This is a genomic window from Paenibacillus sp. OT2-17 (genome assembly GCF_009827695.1).
In the GTDB taxonomy this organism is placed as follows: Bacteria; Bacillota; Bacilli; order Paenibacillales; family Paenibacillaceae; genus Paenibacillus; species Paenibacillus polymyxa_B.
Genome location: NZ_WUDQ01000023.1, coordinates 1 through 21,393 on the forward strand (window position 1 = coordinate 1; position 21,393 = coordinate 21,393).

Annotated in this window: 16 protein-coding genes and 1 rRNA gene; 4 read left to right on the forward strand and 13 right to left on the reverse strand. The window is 47.7% G+C overall.

The window, feature by feature from the left end:
- From GRP75_RS07190 to GRP75_RS07245, 12 genes are all read right to left on the reverse strand, one after another.
- Positions 1-225 (reverse strand): 16S ribosomal RNA (locus tag GRP75_RS07190); the annotation flags it as partial.
- A gap of 393 nt (positions 226-618) precedes the next feature.
- Complete coding sequence (locus GRP75_RS07195; RefSeq protein ID WP_160788955.1) at positions 619-2,229, reverse strand: FAD-dependent oxidoreductase; 1,611 nt, start codon at positions 2,227-2,229, stop codon at positions 619-621.
- Between the two features lie 25 nt (positions 2,230-2,254).
- Complete coding sequence (locus tag GRP75_RS07200) at positions 2,255-3,217, reverse strand: ROK family protein (protein ID WP_071559441.1); 963 nt, start codon at positions 3,215-3,217, stop codon at positions 2,255-2,257.
- Positions 3,218-3,345: 128 nt separating this feature from the next.
- Positions 3,346-4,185, reverse strand: a complete 840-nt coding sequence (locus tag GRP75_RS07205) for a MurR/RpiR family transcriptional regulator (RefSeq protein WP_028541977.1) — start codon at positions 4,183-4,185, stop codon at positions 3,346-3,348.
- On the reverse strand, positions 4,163-4,882 hold the full coding sequence (locus GRP75_RS07210) for an N-acetylmannosamine-6-phosphate 2-epimerase (RefSeq protein ID WP_013308409.1): 720 nt from the start codon (positions 4,880-4,882) through the stop codon (positions 4,163-4,165). The genes GRP75_RS07205 and GRP75_RS07210 overlap by 23 nt, the downstream gene beginning before the upstream one ends.
- A 5-nt stretch (positions 4,883-4,887) precedes the next feature.
- Positions 4,888-6,426 carry a DUF4127 family protein gene (locus tag GRP75_RS07215; RefSeq protein WP_160788956.1) on the reverse strand — a complete coding sequence of 513 codons (1,539 nt, stop codon included), beginning with the start codon at positions 6,424-6,426 and terminating at the stop codon, positions 4,888-4,890.
- A gap of 100 nt (positions 6,427-6,526) precedes the next feature.
- Positions 6,527-8,353: a protein O-GlcNAcase gene (locus GRP75_RS07220; protein WP_160788957.1), complete on the reverse strand. Its 1,827-nt coding sequence runs from the start codon at positions 8,351-8,353 to the stop codon at positions 6,527-6,529.
- A 50-nt stretch (positions 8,354-8,403) separates the two neighbouring features.
- Positions 8,404-9,294, reverse strand: a complete 891-nt coding sequence (locus tag GRP75_RS07225) for a carbohydrate ABC transporter permease (protein ID WP_023986649.1) — start codon at positions 9,292-9,294, stop codon at positions 8,404-8,406.
- Entirely contained in the window at positions 9,294-10,175 is an 882-nt protein-coding gene (locus GRP75_RS07230) for a carbohydrate ABC transporter permease (protein ID WP_160788958.1), read from the reverse strand. The genes GRP75_RS07225 and GRP75_RS07230 overlap by 1 nt, the downstream gene beginning before the upstream one ends.
- Positions 10,176-10,238: 63 nt before the next feature.
- Entirely contained in the window at positions 10,239-11,513 is a 1,275-nt protein-coding gene (locus tag GRP75_RS07235) for an extracellular solute-binding protein (RefSeq protein ID WP_160788959.1), read from the reverse strand.
- A gap of 183 nt (positions 11,514-11,696) precedes the next feature.
- Positions 11,697-12,263 carry a DUF420 domain-containing protein gene (locus GRP75_RS07240; protein WP_013308403.1) on the reverse strand — a complete coding sequence of 189 codons (567 nt, stop codon included), beginning with the start codon at positions 12,261-12,263 and terminating at the stop codon, positions 11,697-11,699.
- 290 nt (positions 12,264-12,553) lie between these two features.
- The gene (locus GRP75_RS07245) at positions 12,554-12,829 is read right to left on the reverse strand and encodes a GNAT family N-acetyltransferase (RefSeq protein ID WP_013308402.1); all 276 of its coding nucleotides are present in this window, start codon (positions 12,827-12,829) and stop codon (positions 12,554-12,556) included.
- A 315-nt stretch (positions 12,830-13,144) separates the two neighbouring features.
- Here GRP75_RS07245 and GRP75_RS07250 point away from each other — a divergent pair, with 315 nt between their 5' ends.
- The 3 genes from GRP75_RS07250 to GRP75_RS07260 all read left to right on the forward strand — a co-directional run bounded on the left by GRP75_RS07250 (position 13,145) and on the right by GRP75_RS07260 (position 15,669).
- Positions 13,145-14,107 carry an ATP-dependent DNA ligase gene (locus tag GRP75_RS07250; protein WP_160788960.1) on the forward strand — a complete coding sequence of 321 codons (963 nt, stop codon included), beginning with the start codon at positions 13,145-13,147 and terminating at the stop codon, positions 14,105-14,107.
- 111 nt (positions 14,108-14,218) lie between these two features.
- Complete coding sequence (locus GRP75_RS07255) at positions 14,219-14,761, forward strand: MarR family winged helix-turn-helix transcriptional regulator (protein WP_023986644.1); 543 nt, start codon at positions 14,219-14,221, stop codon at positions 14,759-14,761.
- The gene (locus GRP75_RS07260) at positions 14,746-15,669 is read left to right on the forward strand and encodes an alpha/beta hydrolase (protein ID WP_160788961.1); all 924 of its coding nucleotides are present in this window, start codon (positions 14,746-14,748) and stop codon (positions 15,667-15,669) included. The genes GRP75_RS07255 and GRP75_RS07260 overlap by 16 nt, the downstream gene beginning before the upstream one ends.
- A gap of 60 nt (positions 15,670-15,729) precedes the next feature.
- Here the strand turns inward: GRP75_RS07260 and GRP75_RS07265 are convergent, their stop codons facing one another.
- Positions 15,730-16,665 (reverse strand): manganese-dependent inorganic pyrophosphatase, encoded by a 936-nt coding sequence (locus tag GRP75_RS07265; protein WP_269321404.1) that lies wholly within the window; start codon positions 16,663-16,665, stop codon positions 15,730-15,732.
- A gap of 362 nt (positions 16,666-17,027) precedes the next feature.
- Here GRP75_RS07265 and GRP75_RS07270 point away from each other — a divergent pair, with 362 nt between their 5' ends.
- Positions 17,028-21,320 carry a S8 family serine peptidase gene (locus GRP75_RS07270; protein ID WP_160788962.1) on the forward strand — a complete coding sequence of 1,431 codons (4,293 nt, stop codon included), beginning with the start codon at positions 17,028-17,030 and terminating at the stop codon, positions 21,318-21,320.
- Positions 21,321-21,393 lie beyond the last annotated feature (73 nt).

Below are 21,393 nucleotides of genomic sequence, written 5' to 3' on the forward strand. Positions count from 1 at the left end.
GATTGCTCCGTCTTTCCTCCTTCTCCCATGCAGGAAAAGGATGTATCGGGTATTAGCTACCGTTTCCGGTAGTTATCCCTGTCTTGTGGGCAGGTTGCCTACGTGTTACTCACCCGTCCGCCGCTAGATTGTTTAGAAGCAAGCTTCTAAACAACCCCGCTCGACTTGCATGTATTAGGCACGCCGCCAGCGTTCGTCCTGAGCCAGGATCAAACTCTCCATTTAAGACCAACCGAAGCCGGTTTATAGAAAGAGCGATAAGCTCATTTTGAAACTGACGAGATAAAAATATCTCTTGTTTGATTTTGCGAACAAAATCGTTTTACTCACTCGTTGTTCAGTTTTCAAAGATCAAACATTTCTCTTTCGCCGCGTTTTTCAGCAGCTATAAGATCATATCATGTTCGTTTCAAAAATGCAAGGGTTATTTTTTTCTTTTTTTCGAAGATCGTTTCACCCAAGCTTTTCGCTTTTGAAACTGCTGTTTTGTTGTCAGCTCAAATAATATATCATAAAGCCAAGCAACTTAGCAAGCACTTTTTTTGTTTTTTTATTTTAGAATAAATCCGTTCATCTTCCAGCTCATTTAAATCAGTCAAGGGGCTAGTTGCCCCTTCATTAGCTGATGACTCCCTCTGGCTCGAATACCTCTGCAGGCCAGTGTAGTTCCACACCTTGGCGAAGAAGAACATTTTGAAAACATCCAAGATGCTCTGCTGATCGGCTCACTTCAATGGGATATACTTCGTTGGAGACACAGTAAGCCGCTAGGCTTCCCGCTGATTCTCCTATATTCCATTCTGTAGGATGCAATCGATAGCAGCCATTGGCTATTTGGGTCATCCCTATATTTTTGCAGGCAGGAAGTAAATTGCGCACTCTCACCGGAATAAGTGAGCCCAATGGAATTTCATAGGGATAGTTAGGGATGTAGAATGTTCGCTGAGATACCGTAGTTGGATGAAGATCCAAATGATAGCTACCTACACCTACACTGTCTATATATCGCTTGGGTCCCTCTTCTCCCCGAAGCTCACGACTTACATCAAACTCAGATATCATATACTTGGCCTGAATTCGGCGTGACTCGCGAATATAAGCCGTTTTAGCCAGACCGTCAGATGTGCCGAGAATATCACCCCGTGGTCGAATGCCCGGATAGCCGAACCCTCCATCTAATCGGGGCGCTTCGGTTTGAAGCCAATATATTAATGAACGAGTCAACTCACGCGCTCCTTCTCGATGTTTTGCCTGCTCCTGAGCGGTGACACCAATCAATGGCCCTAGGTAATAATCATTTTGCGCCCAGTTTAAAAGAGTTACCTCACCATCATTTAGCGGTTCGCTCCATATCGAGGGATCTACAATACGACGATAATCCCATAAGGATACAATGCCCTGATCGTTAGGAAACAATGTGAACTGTTTTAGTTTACTGGTATCATCCGCGTCAGTAGCAAACCAGCTCAAAATCGGAAAACGGGAAAAGGAAGGAATATAATTTCTCCAGAAATCATATTGTTGCGGGCGCTCTATAATGAAGCTTTCCTGGGGAATATAGTCTACGGCAGCCACATGTGTGATAGATTGCATATCAAAAGGGTTAGCACACTCCAGTGCATGAGGTTCACCCGTAGCAGCCCGCGACTCCGCTCCACTCGTATGCTCCACGCCCGCCATTGGAAGGAGATCACCACACTCTGTCGCATCCAGATAAAACGTTCCGTGCAGCACTCTAAATCCACACTTATGATCAGAGCTATTCGAGGTACGGACAGTTACAGAAGTAATACAGTCCCCATCCGTCTGAACCGCAATAGGCACGGTGTGATAGTATACATGAACGCGCCCCGTATTCAAATAGGGAGCGAGCATATCTTCAAGCACCCGCAGAGCTACCCGTGGTTCATGGGCCAGACGGCTTACCCAACCGTTCCCAGGGTTGAGAATGGGATTATTCCTTGCTTCTTCGGTTAACGGATAGTTCTGACGGTAATAGTCACGCACACGATTACGGAACTCACGGTATGTTGCTGTGCATCCAAATTGTTCGATCCATCGATGCTCATCTGGGGGAACCGCCTGTGAAGTTAACTGCCCCCCTAACCAGTCCGTCTCCTCTGTCACGATGACTCTCATGCCAGCCTTCGCCGCCGCGAGGGCTGCCGATGTCCCCCCCAGACCCCCGCCAATCACAACAATGTCGGTATCAAGCCGTTTTTGCGTCATGGTTCGTTCCCCTTTCATTCTTGTACTAGGACCCGGTCATTTCGAATGCAAGCCGTGCAGCGCCGATGATTCCAGCGCGATTGCCCAACAATGCCCGACTTACTTCCGTTTGAACTCCAAGTTGGTGCAGATGCTTTTCCAGCATGGGCCACCAGACCTCTCCCGCGTCCGCTACTCCTCCGCCTACAATGATCGCCTCAGGATCAAGAGGCACCGAGATATTAGATAGAAGCACAGCTAAATCTGCGGTGTAATCATCCAGCACTTGGATTGCTTCCTGGTTACCGTAAGCAGCCTCTTTCACAATCTCGTTCCCTGAGCGGTACAATTTACCGACGTGTTCCCTACCTCGACGTAACAGGGCGCTCCCCGATACATATTGCTCGGCGCACCCTTTTTTTCCACAATTGCAGGGGTGTCCCCCCGGGAATAGAATACTGTGCCCCCAATCACCGCCACTCCAATGAGTCCCTCTGCACAAGTGGCCATTTTCCATATATGCACCTCCGACACCTGTTCCCAACGTGAGCATCACCAAGCGTCGCTTGCCCTTCCCCGCTCCCTGCCACGCTTCTCCAAGTAAAGCGGCGTTCGCATCATTATCAGCAACCGCTCGTAAAGCCAGTTTTTCTCTAGCCCACGTTACCAAGGATGTACCTTGCCAGCCAGGTAGGTTATCTGTGGCATACACAACTTCGCCGCTCTCCACATTTACTCGGCCAGCAGTAGCAATGCCTAGAGCGCCTACATCTATATGGGCACCGATGCTGGTATCTCCAAAAGAACGCAACAATCCGAGCACAGATTCTGACACCCGCGACAACACCCATTCACGTCCACGGGAAGCGTCCGTATCCAGCCGGATTTCATCAAGCACCGATCCGTCCGGTGCCACTATGGCGGCCTTCACCGATGTGCCCCCAATGTCGATTCCAATGACTCTGTTCACAGCAGCTGCCACCACACCAACCTCCTTGTTGCCCCACATAAAAGCTTACTAGCTCTTTGTACAAACCTTCTATTAGTAGCAATACCTGAATAGCCATTCATATGCACCACAAACACAAGTCATTGAACTGTCAGAGCGCACAGTTTTCAATTCACAACTGAAAAATCTCAATAGCTTCGTTCAATAACGGCCCTCGCTGTTTTTTCCTTCATCTGTTTGGTATGACTCGTGTGCTTGCGAGCAAGCCCTTCGCAGATGAGGTCAATCACGAATAGCTGTGAAATTTTAGCGCCGATTGAACCACCTTCTATCGGCGCTTCCTTGCCTGCGGTCAGCAATACGATATCAGCAATGGAGGTAATGGGTGATTTCGCATAATTCGTAATTGCGATAACAGTTGCACCGTTTTGCTTGGCTTTGTGCAGCATATCGTTCGTATCCAGCGTACTTCCTGATACACTGATGCCGATAGCGACATCACCCGGGTTCATGGATACCGCCATCATCGACTGAATATGTCCGTCTGCCACAGCCTCGGCGCGGCGCCCAATCCGTAAGAAACGATTTTTAGCATCCTGCGCGGAAATTCCCGAAGCGCCTACGCCGAAAAATTGAACATAGCCCGCTTGATCGAGACACGCAATCGCACGACCAAGCTCTGAATGGTCCAGCAGTCCCATACTGGAGTGCAAAATATCGAGCATGTTGTGATACACCGTACGCGTAATATCTTGTTCGTTATCTGGGTCGATGTTCTCCTCGCCCATATCGGTTTTACGATAAGTCTGGTTTTGTGCCAGGGACAGTCGGAAATCCTGATAACCTTTGAAACCAATTTTCCGACAAAAGCGCATCACCGTCGTTTCGCCTGTACCTGCAAAATCCGCCAGCTCCGTCACGGAGAAATATATGATATCTGCGGGATGCTCCAGTACGCATAAGGCGACTTTCTGCTCCGATTTCGTTAATGAAGGATAATACGTGTTAATTCGGTCGTTCATCTCCATAGATGCATTTCACTGCCTTCCTTGCGGCATCGGCAAACCGCTGCGTAATCAATTGGGGTCTGGTAATCGCCGAGCCTACAACCACTGCATGTGCTCCCATTCGGAATGCTTCCTCAACCTGCGCTGGATCATAGATTTTGCCCTCTGCAATTAAAGGAACAGGAACCAGTTCCGACGCTCTCCGAACCAGCTCCAGATCAGGACCCTCAATCTGAGTAGAGTACGGCGTATACCCGGATAACGTGGTGGATACGCAGTCTGCGCCAAGGGAGGCCGCATGAAGCGCCTCCTCCAGTGTCGATATGTCTGCCATGGAAGTGACTCCCTGCTCATGGGCATAATCTAGGAGCCTCTTCAGCTTACATCCCGCTGGGCGCGGTCGTAATGTGGCATCCAGCGCAATGATATCCGCGCCTGCCTCCACCAGTTCCTCCATTTCACGAAGGGTGGGCGTAATGTAAATATCAGAATCATCATAATCCCGCTTAATCAAGCCAATCACTGGTAGCGAAATCGCCTGTTTAATCGCACGTACATCCGATGCGCCATTGGCGCGAATCGCTACAGCTCCACCTTGCTGTGCGGCACACGCCATTTTGACCATAGAATCTGCTCCATGTAACGGTTCTCCTGGTAGCGCCTGACAGGATACGATCAGTCCGTGCTGAACTTTGGATAATACACCTTCCATTCCCATAGGAATCACCCTCTCTTCTCGGCATGATGCCGTACGGTTAATCCGACTTCAAAGGTGCGGTTCCACGGCATGTAGCAATCTGTAATTTCCACGCGGCCTTCCGGCCCGTTCACATATTCATTGAGTGCCTGCTCCAGCCGTCCGCGAATAACCGCAGCTACCGAGCCTCTCGGTCCATCGAGCATAAACTTGGTAAAACCCATCTGCTCCACAATCCCGTTATTCATAGCCGTACGTACCACAGCGCAATAACAGGCATCCTCCGCGTAGCGCAGCGACAGAAAATCCAAATGTTCCTCCGTAGAACCATAGTGGGTATACAGCATAGACTGGGCAATGACGGTGCCCAGCGTGTTAGAACTGGTATTCCAGCCTGCATAACCTGCCAGCTTAAAAAGCAGTCCTTTTTGCTTTAATAGTCTAAGTAGCTTGAGATCTGCGCCGTTGGCGTAGCCCACATCAGCAACTGCAACATTTTGACCTGTATATTGCAGCATATAAGAACCGTACTCAACCAGCTCTACTACATTCCGATGTACATCATATCCGGTCATTGCACGCTGCTGGGATGAAGCCTCTGCCATCGTGTCACCGGGTGTGTTAGCCAACAAAATCAAATCAGCCTCCGTTGCTGAGGAAGCTATCAGCCCACCTGCCGCCATAATCTGATATTTTAAGGTTTCGTAAAAATAGCGATCTTCAAAAAGCGGAACTACGAATGCCCCCTGCAAAGCAGACAATCGGGGATACACCAGTGGGACTACATTATTCATCTTGTTAACCCAACGAGCCAGCAACGTACAACCCACTTCATCTGCCCCCGGGTACATGTATACATTCAAATCCAGCCCAAGCTCAGAAATACGACTTCTTAGCCGCTGCTGATCCTTGGCGGTATAGCCGTAGGGAGCCGAATCATCCTGTGGGATAATCATAAAATCAATGATACCTTCTGCTACGAGATCCAGTGCAACTTCATTAGCCTCCAAATTCACATGGCGACGCCCCAAGTAATCATCCAGTATTTCCATTGGCAAACGCTCGTTTATATCAGCTAATTCGAGCAACTCTTCAGCGGTAGCGATCCCCAGCTCCTGACGATGCTCAATGAAGCCCTTTCGGAATATCTCACGCCCCCAATCGGCATAGTAATCCGGTTCTTCATCAGCCAAAGAGTATTGCGGACAACGCATAATTAGTTGAAATGCATACAGAGTCAGTTGCGGATATAGTTGCTTTAGCCTGCGAAGCCGATTCACTCTATCTCTGACCTGCTCGCTCGACATACCGTGTAGTCGAGAAGGTACGATTCCTCCGTACAGCAACGTATCCATCGCAACAATAGCTCCATCAGCAGTAGCCGCGCGTTCTTCAAGCCATGCCCATAGTCTGGTCGTATCGCCAGGGGTTTTCTTTTGTCCCATCCATTCTAATGGGGGTAGCTCCATTTCCAAGTCTGTACCCTGTGCCAGTAAATAAGGAAATTGATAATTACAGGGCCGCTCATCCAGCGGTATAAAAAGTAATCGGGTGCTTGACTTCACCGTACGTTCCACCTCTCCTGAAAATTACCGTTATCCTAACGGCAAATGATTATTTTCAGGGCAGCTATGCTGCCTTGGTTTCTTAATCCATCGCAAACACTCACAAGATCAGTCGATATTTGCCTTGTTCGTCCTGATCGACATAACCCCACTGCGCGGCAGCACGGATCGCCGGATTGCTACCCAGCCGAGCCTCCGCTTCTAAGCAAGCAGTGATACCGCGTCGCAGTTCTCCTGCGATTTCGTCCGTCAGAGGCGACGGATCTTGCCCGTCAACTGCTTCGCTCGGCGTGCTGCTCTCCCCGGACTGTGCATCGTCCTGTCGCTCGCTGCTGAGCGCAGCTTGACGCAGCACCTGCCACAGGCCCGCGTCCAGCTCGGCACGCTCCAGCCACGGCGCAGCCTGGGACACGAACCCTGCGGCTAGATCATCGGCAGGCACGTTCCGTAGGACGCTCACCGCCTGAAGCAGCCGCTCAAAGTACATATCCAGCGCAGGGATATCGCGCATTTGCAAAGCAAGATCCACGTCCTCATACGCGCTGCCGCCCAGTCGGCTGTTCCTGTTTTGACGACAAAAAAACATCAGTTCATCCGCACGCTCTCCCGCTAACTCCCGCGCAGCCCATTGCCAAGATAGCTCAGGCATATACCGTTCACTGTTCCACATATAGTGGGACATCGTAATGAGCGTTACTTTGGAGCATTCCCACTGATTCATCGGGTTGGCCACCATACCGGTATGTCCGCAGTCTGGTAGCCCGGAATACCGTCCGCGCAGCGGATCAAGGAATAACCGATCATGGTCACAATCATTCACCGGGATGTTATCCCACAGCCACAGCTCATGTCCGAAGAACGCATGATTATTGGCGGCGTGCTCGCGACTAATCTGTGGGGCAAAAACAAAGTACCCCGTCCAGAACACCTTAATCTCCGGATGCAGCCGCTCACGGAAGTCCTTTTTGTATTCGGTATCCCAATACGACCAATATTCCGAAGGACAGACTGTCAGTGTAAACTCAGGCAGCCGTTCAGCCAGCCATGTGTGAACCTTGTTCGTCAAAAAGACATGAGCGTGACCCGAGCGGCCCAACAAATGTCGATTTTCCCCTTTGAGTACATAATCAATATCATCCATTAATACAGAAAAATGACGTACGCCAATCGCAATCACGGCCGCCAGCTTTTCCGTCAATTTAAGGAAATCTTCATCGCTGCCAAAGCTTAGGTCGTTCCCTGGACTGATACAGTAATGAAAATCAATCTCATGCCGTTCACAGGCTTCCTTTAATTCGCGGATCTGGTCAAACGTATCCTCAGGGTACGGCTCTCTCCATAGCTCACGATGATATGGATCATCCTTGGGGGCATACATGAACGTGTTCATCCGATGCGCAGCCATAAAACGGACGGCATCCAGCCGATCCGCGAAACTCCACGGTTTCCCATAGAAGCCCTCAATAATTCCTCTGACCGGGAATGAAGGCTCATCCCGAATAGACATCACCGGCAGAGTACATCGCTCCTGTTCCACTTGAAGCAGGAGATGCAGGGCATCCATGCCGTATTTGAGCCCTCTTTTATTGGAAGCATGGATTTCAATCCGCCCGTCCTTCTGAATGTCCAACCGATATCCGTCTGCAGCAAGCGTTCCGTCATATTCGAGCACCAACTGCACGCTTCCCCGTGTTTCAGTCGGTACACCCGGTCCTGGAGGCACAATAAGCTTGATCGGTCCCTCGGGGTCCAGCACACCTTCATACTCCTGATTCATTGCAAAGCGAGAGGACAGTTCACAGATCAGACGCGGTTCGGAGATAACCAGCCTTTCCCCGCTGTCATACACATCACGAAAATAATATTGTATCTCCTGCGGTGATAATCCTACACCCGAATGAGACCCCATTCCTTTGGACAATTTCATCGCAATCATCTCCTTCCATTCACAGGCTCTTCGTAGCCATGACTACTGGCTTATCCTTTTACCGCTCCCGCCAAACCTTCCATATAGTAGCGCTGTGTAAACAGGAACAATATAATGATCGGCAGTACCGAAATCATTGTGCCTGCAGCAATCCAACCGAAGTTATAGGCAAATTGACCGTTGAGATACGTGAGCGCAGCTGCCAGCGGATATAGCTCCGTATCGTTTAAAATAACGATAGGCCACAGAAAGCTGTTCCAGAACGACATCGCCTCCAACAGAGAAATTACAGCGAGCGCCGGCTTGACCAGCGGAAGCACCAGCTGCCACCAAATTCGAAACTCCGAAGCGCCGTCCATTTTACCGGAATCACGCACATCGGTGGGAATATGAATAAACGTCTGTCGCATTAGAAAAATGTTGAACACGGAGACTGCCCCGGGCAACACCACACCCAAATATGTATTGCCCAGATGGAGCCCTTGAATGGTCAGATAATGCACAATAAATGCGGTGTAGGAAGGAATAATCATCGTGGCAATCAGCAGCGTAAACACCAGATTTTTACCCTTAAAACGAAATACAGCCAAGGGATATCCCGTCAGACTGGCGAGTACCACATTGAGCACAACGCCCAACACCGTAATGATGACCGTATTCAGCATATACTTTGGAAAATTCATGAACTGCCACACCTGAACATAGTTGTCGAAATCGATAAAGGTCGGAAAAATAGCGGGCGGCGTTGAAAAAATGTTACGACCTGGCATGAGGGATACGCTGAGCAGCCATAGGAACGGTCCCATTAAAAAGAGGGCGAGTAGCACTAGAAGCACGTAGATGACCGTCATTCTCAGCATTCGAGCAAGACTGCGCATGATGCGGCTGCTTTCCTTTTTAGGAAGAGATGAGCGTAGCATTTTGTCATCCTTTAGATTCATCAATAGGGATTGACACCGCCTTTCCTATTGAATCGGAATACGATAATACTAAGTACGGCAATCATTGCACCGACAATTAAGCCAAGCGCAGAAGCATATCCAAAATTGAACTGCTCCATGCCCTTTTGAAAAATATACAAGCTGGATGTCAACGTGGCCGTTCCCGGTCCACCCTTGGTTAGTACATATACTTCATCAAATACACGAATAGCTGACATGAGTGATATAAGGGTACAGAACAAAACGTAAGGTCTTAACAGTGGAAGAGTAATATGAACAATCAGACGCCATCGGCTTGCTCCGTCGACTCTAGCGGCTTCGTACAGATCTTGAGGAATATTTTGTAATCCAGCCAGATAGAGCATCATATAATACCCGAGTCCCTTCCACATTGTGATGAACATCAGTACATACAAGGCCAAGTTGCTGTCCGATAACCAGTGTATGTCTTTGCTAATCAAGCCGACCTGCATGAGCAAGTAGTTCACTACGCTGTTATTGCCCAATAGCCAGCTCCAAATTAAGGCTACAGCTACCATCGAAGTCACAACAGGGATGTAGTAGGACGTACGAAATATTTTAATTCCCGGGATACGGCTGTTCACAAGCACGGCCATCAGGATGGAGAAAATTTGGAGAAAGGGGACAATGAGCACGTACAACAATGAGTTCCAAATCGAAATAAGAAAGTTACGGTCCTTAAACGCCGCTTCAAAATTATCCAAGCCGACAAAATGGGTATCTGATATGACAGAGTAGTCTGTCAATGCCAGCGGGATGCTGTAAATAATAGGCCAAAATACAAAGACGGCAAGCAATAACAGTCCTGGCGTCATAAAGTCCCAGGCCGTAAAGGACGCCGACCTTAACCATGTGATCATGCTGCATCACCACCTGATTTTGATAAATGAACAGGGGAGTATTCATTTACTCCCCTGTCAAACCTATTGCTTTAAAATATCGTTCACTTCCTGCTCCAGGGCAGTAAGCGTCTGCTTCGTATCCGTGCCGTTCAATACAATATTTTGCAAAGCTCGCGCGATGGCACTGTTCACATCTTTGGCATTAGGCACACCGACCATATAATCTGTCGCCTTATCCAAGCTTTGCGCGGATACTACCTTGGCTTGTGCTTCTAATGATTTATCAGACTGAGTAAAATATGGATCTTTAATGGAGTCTTTCGTGGAAGGTAGTGTATTCGCCGCTTTAGAAAAAGCTGTTTGACTCTCTGCGTTTGTCAAGAAAACAGCAAATTTCACTGCTTCGTCCACATGTGCAGACTTAGCAGGTACGACCAGGTCCATGGAGTTGGAGAGCCGCACATCAGCTTTACCAGTTGGGACAGGAACAGCAATTGTGTTCTTATAAACATCCGGCGCTGCCGTTTTGATAAAATTGATGAACGTCGGGCCTGCCAGCTCGAAGGCAACCTGCTCGCCGGCATAATATTTCACTTGTTGTGAGAAGTCAGCGTCTTCCTTGAGTACAACGCCATCTTCCATCTGTTTTTTTAGCTTATCAATCATGGTGACTGCTTCTGGTGTATTGAACGCCGCTGATGTCTTTTCTTTATTTAGAATGGGAATGCCGTCCACAGCGAAAAGCTTGGATACAAGTTGCTGAGCATAGCCTGCTTTGCCAATTTTTCTATTGATCTGACGGCCCCACTCAGACAATTCCTCCCGGGTTTTGGGCGGATGAGCAGGGTCCAGTCCGGCGGCTTTGACCAGCTTTGTATTCATGTAAAGCACTTCTGTACCGGTATACCAGGGTAGCGCATAAGCTTTACCGTTAATGACTGTGGAATTATAAATACCCTCGAAATAAGCAGCCTTTTCCTCAGGCGATAAATGCTCATTCATATCAACAACAGCACCCTTGGAGCCCATTTGGCTAGCAAATTCTGTATTGAGATTGACTACATCCGGACTGCTGTTACTAGCGATACTTGTCAACAGCTTGTTGGTTACCGCATCATAAGGGTAATCCTTCCAGTCAATTTTGACATTGGGGTTCTTCTGCTCATAATCGGCAATCACCCGATTGAAATACGGGGTAAATGTAGGTTGTAGTGCAATGGTCCAAAATTGCAGTGTTACTTTCCCTCCGTCAACCTTTTCCGACTTTGATCCTCCACCACCGCAGCTGCTCAGCAGTACAACCAGCGCCAGCATAGATACAAGCAACCGTAACCTGCCTTTCGCTTTCTTTGTCACATGGTGACCCCCTTGTTCTTAGTTGATTAAGGCAAATTATAGCAGAAATGCCGCTAAAGAAGGAACGTTTTTTCAATAAAATAAATTTAGAAGGAATAATTTTTCTTTTATTGGATACAAAAAAGACGCCTCTTCAGCAGAGACGCCATTTTCCTAAATCAACCCGCAAGGGGTTCACATCTATTAATAGTATGGGGCCATGAAAACGTACACCAGTACCCCAGTCAAGCTCACATATAGCCAAATTGGCATCGTCCAGCGCGCAATCTTACGATGTTTTGCTACCTGCATCGTCCATCCCCATACAACTGTGAACAGTGCCAGCGGTACAATAATCGCAGCCAGTATGCTATGCGAAATCAACAGCGTAAAGTAGATCGGCCGAAGGATACCCACCCCACCATATTTTGCAGTTTCCGGCGAAATGTAGTGAAAGGTCAGATAGGAAAATAAAAATAAAACGGTACTGGCGAAGGCCAGCAAAACAAAGGTTTTATGAAGCTTAATGTTCTTTTTGAAAATAGCAACCAGTGCAGCCACCAGAAAAATAAATGTGAAGCTGTTAAAAATCGCATTCAGCCTTGGGAAAATAGTGAGATCAAAACTCACACTACCCTGGTATCCGATCGGCGAAAAGAACAGCAGCAAAATAATCACGTTGGCTATAATGGAAACGGTGATAATCAAGGCTGTAAAATTACGATTGCTCGTTGGAACGTACTGCTTGTCCTCACTCGCTTTATTCATCATGAGCGTCTCCTTCGTTAAATTCAGGTTTTCGTTACTGTTGTAGTCATAACCATAATATATTATATAGAACTCATGGACAGCCTGTGAAGTGACAACAGTATGAACAATTTCACAGCCATCTGTCAGAAAATATGCTTCAACATTTGAAATAGCCCTTTACTTCCCTATATCAACGGTAGAATGCATTGATTTTACAAGCTTTATGCACACATAAAAAACACCGGGAAGGTCTGATTACCCGCTCCGGTGTTGTGTCGGTTATGCAATTAAGCAGCCTTGATGATCCATATTCATTGCTGCCATACGTCACTGTATTCCTGATGGCGCTTGAACAGAGCAAGCGCGTACGAGCAAGCAGGGATAACCTTTTTATGCTGATTCCTTGCCATATCAACCACTCTGTCGATGAGCTCCTTGCCGATTTTTTGACCCCGTAACTGCTCGGATACAAATGTATGGTCAATGACCAATGAGTGGTCATCTATGGATTTATAGCCTACTTCTGCAACTACCTGTCCATCATCCACCATGACTACTGCATGGTCCTCCTCGCGAATTTGTCTCATGAAACCAATCTCCTTTCTGACTGAAGAAAATCCCGTTACAACTCCATGCTAACGAATTACTGCAATCACTTCATGCCGACGCTAGATATCCTTATCATTCCCCTATTTAGGAATCAGCGAAACATTACATACGAGGATTTTGCAAAAATCCCATAAGCGACTTCCAATGAACAAGATATAGATCGAAATGGTTTAGTTCGTCTATATCTTGCACTTCGGAGCGACTGGAATCGAATTTTTCAAAATCCTGACACATAAAATAGGATCTATCGTCGACACTATATTTATTCCAATTAAGGCAAGGGAGGTGTTGCGTTGCGTACAGAAATAAAACCTGTCATCCCGTTTGAGCCAGAACTGAGCGAAAAAGTACCTGTAGATACGGGCCTTTGGCGTTATGAAATAAAATGGGACGGTACGAGAATTTTGACGTATCACGACCAGGGCAGCACACGCCTGTTTAACCGCAAGCAGCATGAACGAACGCTTTTATACCCGGAGCTTGCTTTCTTCCCCTCCTACTGTAAGGCTGATTCGGTCATATTGGACGGGGAAATGATCGCACTCGGTGCCGACGGTAAGCCATCGTTCCATGAAATTATGCGACGGGATCTGATTCGTCGGACGGATCGAATTCAGTCAGCCTATGAAGCTGTACCCGCTACTTACATGTTGTTTGATATTGTTTATCTGAACGGGGAGTGGGTTCATCTTAAACCGTTACAGGAAAGGCTTGAACTGCTGCACCAGATCATCATACCGAATGAACGGATTCAACTGGCTCCCGCTCATCCTGATGGACAAGCTCTATTTCAGGTCATGTGCAGCCAAGGAATGGAAGGCATTGTGTGTAAAAAGCTGGATAGTCCGTACACATTGGGCGGAAAGGACGGACGATGGCTCAAGGTCAAAAATTATGGCGATATCATTGCCGTTATCGGTGGCTATACCCTAAACGGAGGCATTATCAATGCTGTGTTGCTGGGCCAATATGATAAACAAGGAATGCTGCGCTATATCGGGCATGTGGGGACGGGTAAGCTGACTCGGGAAGATTGGCGTCAGCTTACCGAGCGCCTGCTACCACATATCATATCGGAGCGACCTTTTAGCAATAAACCGGATCGGCATCAAGACGCATTTTGGGTGAAACCCATGTATACCGCCAAGGTTCAATATAGTGAATGGCGGTGGCAAGAAGGACGTACCCTGCGTCAGCCCTCCATACAAGCCTTTGTGAATCAGGGCCCCGATCAGTGTATCGGCCCCTGGATGTGACGTTTTACAGATATATTTTCAAAAAAATGCGGAACAAAGTTTGTATAAATCATTGCAACCAGTGGTTAATTAAATTACAGTTAACTAATTAACTACATCGAGGTGGATCGCATGTTCTTTTTTTTGGACTCCGAAATTCGTCAACTGGCCTATAATCTCTTTCCAGGTGGCAATAAACCGATTGGTGTTTTGGTAGATTTATTTTCCATAACGTATGAAATACGTAAAAACATGGAAAAACGTTCGCGTGAATTTGGTCTGTCCTACGGGCAATATATCGCGCTTTGTGTACTTTCAGCGCAAAGAGATGAAATGTCATCTCCTTCTGCTTTGGCTGAAAAGATGGGGGTAAGCCGGGCAGCAATCAGTTCTATGGTTATTTCTCTCGAACAAGAGGGATTCATTAATAAATATGACGATCCCAATGACAAGCGGGGAGTGTTCGTGTCCCTGAACGATAAAGGAAGAAGTAAAATTCAACAGATGGACCCCTTTTTCGTAGGGCTGGCTTCACGTCTGATGTCAGACTTTAGTGAGTCGGAAATCTGTCAGTTCCAAACCTATTTGTCACGCGTACGTTCTGCGTTTGAAGATGTCAAAGGTTCGCGTCTAACCGACTCCAGAGAGGAGAGAGAAAAATGGTGCGAAGACTGAGACAAAAACTGTTCGTCAAACTTGCCCGCATATCGGCTGGCAGAATGGTAGCTGCGTCCGATTTCAAACCTTCGCATTCTCCCAAAGTACATCGGAAAGAAAGGATCATTCCCACCTCTGTTGGTGACTCCAGGGTGATTGTATATGAACCTTCTCACCGGTCTGCTGATCCACTCCCTGTATTTGTAAATTTCCATGGCAGCGGCTTTGTAATGGGCAGCGCCGAAATGGATGATCCCTGGTGTCCGGTCATTACTGAACGTGCGAATTGCGTTGTCGTTAATGTCGATTATCGCTTGGCCCCGGAGTATAAATTCCCTATCCCGCTACAGGAAAGCTATGATGTAACCCAATGGTTGTACGAGCATCCTGATGTGCTCAACGTAGATCCTCAACGCATTGCGGTCGGGGGACACAGTGCAGGTGGTAATCTAGCGGCAGCGCTGTGTCTTATGGCCCGGGATCGCAAGGAATTTCCGATTGTATATCAGGTACTGGATTACCCACCATTAGATATTGCTACAGATCCCAAATTGAAGCCCCAATTCGAGAAAGCGATTCCGCCACGAGTAGCAAAAATCTTTAATGAAAGTTATCTGCACTCACCAGAGGAGGCGCGGAATCCGTTAGTTTCCCCCCTTTTTGCAGAATCACTACATAATCTCCCTCCTGCTTTGATCATAACCGCGGAGTTGGACTCCTTGGCTGACGAAGCCGAGTTGTACGCCAAACGGCTGATTGAAGCAGATGTGCCCGTGACGTATAAAAAATACATGGGTGCCGCACATGCATTTACCCATAGCGGCGATCTCGCTGTAGCTGAAAACGCCTGGCACCTGATGAGCGATCAGTTGAAATTGGCATTTGAATTCCGCATCGGAGACGTCCTGGCAGAACTGAAGAAATAGAAATAAGCCTCCTGCTTCCACTGCCATTATGCAGGGGTTCAGGAGGCTTATTTTTTATCCTTACAAACTGTTAAAAGCGTCAGTCAATACAGGCACAATTTGCGATTTTCGCGATACAACGCCTTTTAGAACAGCCTTGTTGTCATCCAACTGTACATTATAGGCTTTCTCAACCGCTTGTGCTTGGCTTCCCAGGGCAATACCAATGGAATCACTGTTCACAATGTCTGTTACAACGAACAGGAACAGATCGAGATTTTTGGCCTCAATGGTTTGGGATAATGCAACTTCTAGGTCAGCTTGACGCGATAGCACATCGTTGACGTCTACTGCGTTCACTTGAGCAATTTCCACTTTGCGACCATTCATCTGAAATTCTTTGGCATCCAGACTTACTAACTGTTCAATGGTGTGACCACTCAAATCAGCCCCCGCTTTAAGCAAGTCAAATCCGTAACGATCTGCATCCACACCAGCAATTTCAGCCAGTTCACGAGCAGCAGCTACGTCTTGATCCGTGCAGGTTGGGGATTTGAACAACAGGGAATCGGAAATAATCGCGGACAACATTAGACCTGCGATTTCTTTCGGAATCGCTACACCATTTTCCTTGTAGAGCTTGTTCAAAATGGTGGCTGTGCAACCCACTGGCTCAGCGCGGAAGTATAACGGCTGGCTTGTTTCAAAGTTAGCGATCCGGTGATGGTCGATGACTTCAGTTACACGTACCTTGTCAATATCAGCGGCGCTTTGCTGGCGCTCATTATGATCGACCAGAATGACGTTGTCCGTTTCAGCAGCAACCTGCTCAACTAGACGTGGCGCGCTCACTTTGAAATAATCCAGTGCATACTGCGTTTCCCCGTTCACCTCGCCCAGACGAACCGGCTCTACGTCCGCACCCAGTTTGGTTTTTAAGTCTGCATAAGCAATAGCTGAGCAAATGGTATCCGTATCCGGATTTTTATGCCCGAAAATCAATGTTTTTGCCAACATAATCGACTCCTTTGCCTTAGGCATTTTACATGATTGTGAAACCTCAACAATTCCAATGCAGATTATATCATTAAATCTCGCATTCTCCCATTCCCCTTCGAGTGTTTTCAAAAATAATCTAGTAAATTCATAACATTTCCATGGAATCTATATGTGATGTTACCCTTATTTTTTCTAAAAATATAAAAAACATATAGTAATATATCCCACCAATATGGTAAGATATGCCTCAAAACTGGCAAGTTAGTCACCAGTGGTCAATTCTATTATTTTAGATATTAAGGGAGGCGTGAGAACAACGGCAGTGGCTTCAAATCCTAGTATGTAGACATATCATATTTTGATTGAAAAGAGGGAAATCTTTGAAAAAGCCGATCATTTTGCAAAAAATACCTGTCGTATCACTCGCTCTTGCCTTGACGGTAAGCTTGTCTCTGCCGTCTGTCAGTTCTGCTGCTACCGCAGATCTGCAAATCAACTCATTTTTGGAAGCTCAGCAAGCATTGACTATTGAGACGGCTCCGGCCTTCATTTCGCCAGAGCTAAGCACAGATTCTTCCCGCCAGGTCAGAGTCATCGTACAGCTTGATGGTGAGCCCTTAGCCGTGGACAAATATGCGGCACGTTCAGGCTTCCAAGCTTTCACAGCTCAATCTGAGCAAAAAGCGGAATCCGCGATTGCCACCGAGCAAACTACGTTCGTAGACCAAGCCGCTGAGCATGGTATTTCTCTTCAGGTGAATTACCAGTACAACACGGTGCTTAACGGCTTGGAGGTCACACTACCAGCCAATAAGATTCCAGAACTGGCTAAACTGCCAGGTGTAAAATCCATTCATGAAAACAAAACGTATTATTCCATCCCCGTACAGGACCCGCCAACACTTACAGCCAGTGAAGCCACTTATGATAACGCACCGCTGGACCAGATTGGTGTTCCTGGAGCCTGGGCCAAAGGATTGAATGGCGAGGGAATCAAGGTCGGGGTTATTGATACTGGTATCGATTATGAGCATCCGGATTTGAAAGAAGCCTATAAAGGCGGATATGACTCTTTTGAACAAGACAACGACCCTTACGAGGAACCGTTCCTTGAAAAAGAAAATGACCCATACGGCACAGGTTTTAGCGGAACGACACATGGTACTCACGTCTCCGGCACAATTGCCGGTAAAGCCGCAAATAAATCCTCGGATATTGTGCAAAAGGGTATTGCCTATAAATCGGACTTATACGTGTATAAAGTGCTTGGACGCAATACCAAGACGGGACGCTCCTCCGGTTCCTCCGCACAGGTCATTGATGGCATTGAACGCGCTGTCAAAGATGGTATGAACGTCATTAACCTGTCGCTGGGCTCGGATTCCGAAAAGGATCCGAACTCCCCCGACTCCATTGCTATTAATAATGCTGTACTTTCCGGCGTAGTCGCGGTCATAGCGAATGGTAATGCGGCACAGGAAGGCCCCTATTTTTATTCCATGGGTTCTCCCGCAACATCACAGTTGGCGATTTCCGTCGGTGCAGCCACTTCGCCGAGCAAAAGCTTCTCGGGTACAGCTTCGGTCACCCGTGACTCCTATTGGGAGGCTAACGGTGAATTGAAAAAGACCGTAACTGATGATGCTTATGTACATTATGATTTTAATTTGATGGGCTGGGAGACAGGCAGAGAAGACTTTGCCTCCATTTTGGGAACTGCCCCTTATGAGCTCGTATATGCGAATCTGGGACAACCTGATGATTTTGAAGGGAAAGACGTAGCAGGAAAAATCGTCCTCGTTTCACGCGGCAACTTGGCATTCGTGGATAAAATCGCAAATGCGAAAAAAAACGGTGCGAAGGCTGTTATCGTTTTTAATGGACAAGCAAAAACGAGTGATACCACGCAGGCAGATTTAACAGCCTCTATTTCAGACTTAGACAATTATGTGAACGTTAACCTAGGCGATAGCTTTGACTTTATTCCCACCTTTGACATGAAAGGTAAGGAAGGTCGTGCGCTGGCTAAACAAATCGTAGACAACGCGGGAGAGAAGTTCTCCGTTTCCTTTGGAGCAGATTATATTCGTACAGATAATGCAGGCAATACGATGGCCGGATTTAGCTCCCGCGGACCGAACGGAGATGAACTGCTTAGCATCAAACCAGACGTGAGCGCACCGGGGGTTGGCATTTTGTCAACCTACCCCGCCTTCGCCAAGTTCTATCCAGATGCATCTTATGAGCAAGCTTACAGTCGTAGCAACGGTACAAGTATGGCGTCTCCGCATGTGGCTGGACTTGCTGTGCTGCTGAAGCAACAGCATCCAAACTGGACACCGTTTGATATCCGCGCTGCGCTCGCCAACACTTCGGTTACACTCTTCAATGAGGATAAAATCCAATATGATGTGTATTCCCAAGGTGCAGGCCTAGTAAACATCGCTAATGCGATTCAGACTCCCGCTCTGCTGGAAACTGTTGAAAAGATCACGATTCTCGACAAGAACTTTAATCGGCAGGAGGTTGTGAATTACAATCCTTCCGCCAGCTTCGGGGTGTTACGACCTGGTAGTGATGCGAAGCAGATTCAGCTTCAACTCAAAAACCTGTCCACTAACTCTGTACAGTATGAGGCGAGCTATATTTTACATGATATTGTAACCTCAGATCCCAAGAAGCCAATCTCCACGCCAGATGTAAGCAACCTTTCCGTTCAGTTGCAAGGTATCGGCGCGAATGGAGCTATCTCAGCAGAACCCGGTAAATCGCAACCGTTCTTCCTGTCTGTACAACCAAATTCGGGTGCAGCCACAGGTGTATATGAAGGGGAGGTTATTCTAAAAAGCGCCGGACTGCCAACACTTCATCTGCCGTTCGTCGTTCATGTCGGCAAAGAAAATCCTACAACTGGCTTTGGCTTGCAGGACTTGAGTGTCACCAACCCAATTATTTATCCGAGTCGTACAGGTGCTCAACGCTCAACAGATTTGGCATTCCGCCTGACTACGGATAAAACGAACCTGATCGCGCTCTATGTGTACGGCGTAGATGACAAGTTAATCGGTCTGATCGATGGAATTACGACCTCCAAGGAACAAGGTGACAATGCACGCCTCAAACAAGGCGTCTACTCCTTCAAGGGCATTGACGGAAGTTACGCCGAATTAGATGACAATGGAAAATCTGTTTTGGATGCTAACGGTCAGCCCGTGATTCAGCATTTGAAGGACGGCGTATACAAGCTGGAAGTCAGCGCTCCGGAGTTGAATGCAAAAGGCGAAGTCGAGAGCACTACTAAAGGTCCTAAACTCTTCACCGCCACTAAAGCTATCCGTGTGGATAATAGCGCCGCATCCAGCGGTAGTGTTGGAGGCGGCGGTGGTGGAGGTGGCGGCAGAAGCAATACTACACCTTCTGCTGCAACGAACACATCCACTCCTGTCTCTACATCTGCACCTTCACTTCAAAGCGTTGTGAAACAAGGGCAGGCTGTTAAAACTGTCACTACAGCCGTTGCATTGAACAATAATGTACAGTCGCTGACAGTAACCGATGCAGATTTACAGGGTGCCGTTACAGCAGCAGGTTCCAGCCCGACAGCTATTGTACTGTCGGCTACTAGCCAAGCAGGCCAAACGACGAAAGCATCGCTCACTTCCACACAACTGGTAACGTTGGGCAAGGCTGCAGCAGGAAGCAGCTTGATTGTAAGCAATACAGGCTCTTCTCTGGCTTTGCCAGTATCCGCTCTGAAAAATGTTCCTGCTGGTGCAGGCATTGAAGTGATAATCAGCAGCCAGAGAGAGGCGAGTGGCACTTTTACAAGTAAGCTGAAAGGCTCCAATGTGATCGGCACCCCGGTAGGGTTTGAAGCTAATGTTGTCACTGGTGGCAAGAGTCAATCGCTCAAAGTTGCTCCAGGACAGTTCATAAGCAGATCCTTTACCGTACCTGGTCAAATTGATTCCAATACAGCCGGTGTACTTTATACGGCAAACGGAAATGTCTATCCCGTTCCATCCGTCTTCACCAAGCAGGCTGATGGATCTACCGTCGTCAAGGTAAGCCGACCGGGCTTCTCGACGTATGCAGCGGCGACACGTCCCGTTAGCTTTGAAGATATTTCATCGTCGTATGCCCAATCCGAAATTCAATCGCTGGCGAACAAGTTGCTGATCAATGGCACGACCGACACGACTTTCTCACCGAAGAAGAAAGTGACACGTGCAGAATTTGCAGCCCTGGTAACTCGGGCACTCGGCCTGACACCGGGTACTGCTGCACCATTCAGTGATATCCCGGCAGGTAGTTGGTACTCCGGCGATGTAGCAGCCGCTTATGAAGCTGGTTTGATTACGGGTCGCAGCAGCGACAAGTTTGATCCGAACGCTAATATCAGTCGTCAAGAAATTGCTGTCGTGCTGGGTAAAGCTGTAGATCTGCTTCAAATCAAAGCAGCAGTCGATGGCCCTGCACGTACACCGTACCATGATGCTTCATCCTTTGCAGGCTATGCCAAGGACAGTATTGAAAAAGTAAGTGCAGCAGGTATCATCAACGGAGAAGCGATTAAAGGCTCCTCCTACTTCCAGCCGAATGCACCTACAACCCGTGAGGCATCTGCCAAGGTGCTGCATGTGCTTTTACAGAAAGCTTCGCTGATTAACTAACAATAGAAAAGCCTCCCGAGCCGTGTTATAACCAAAGCTGCGGTTCGGGGGGCTATTTTTATGTTACGCCATA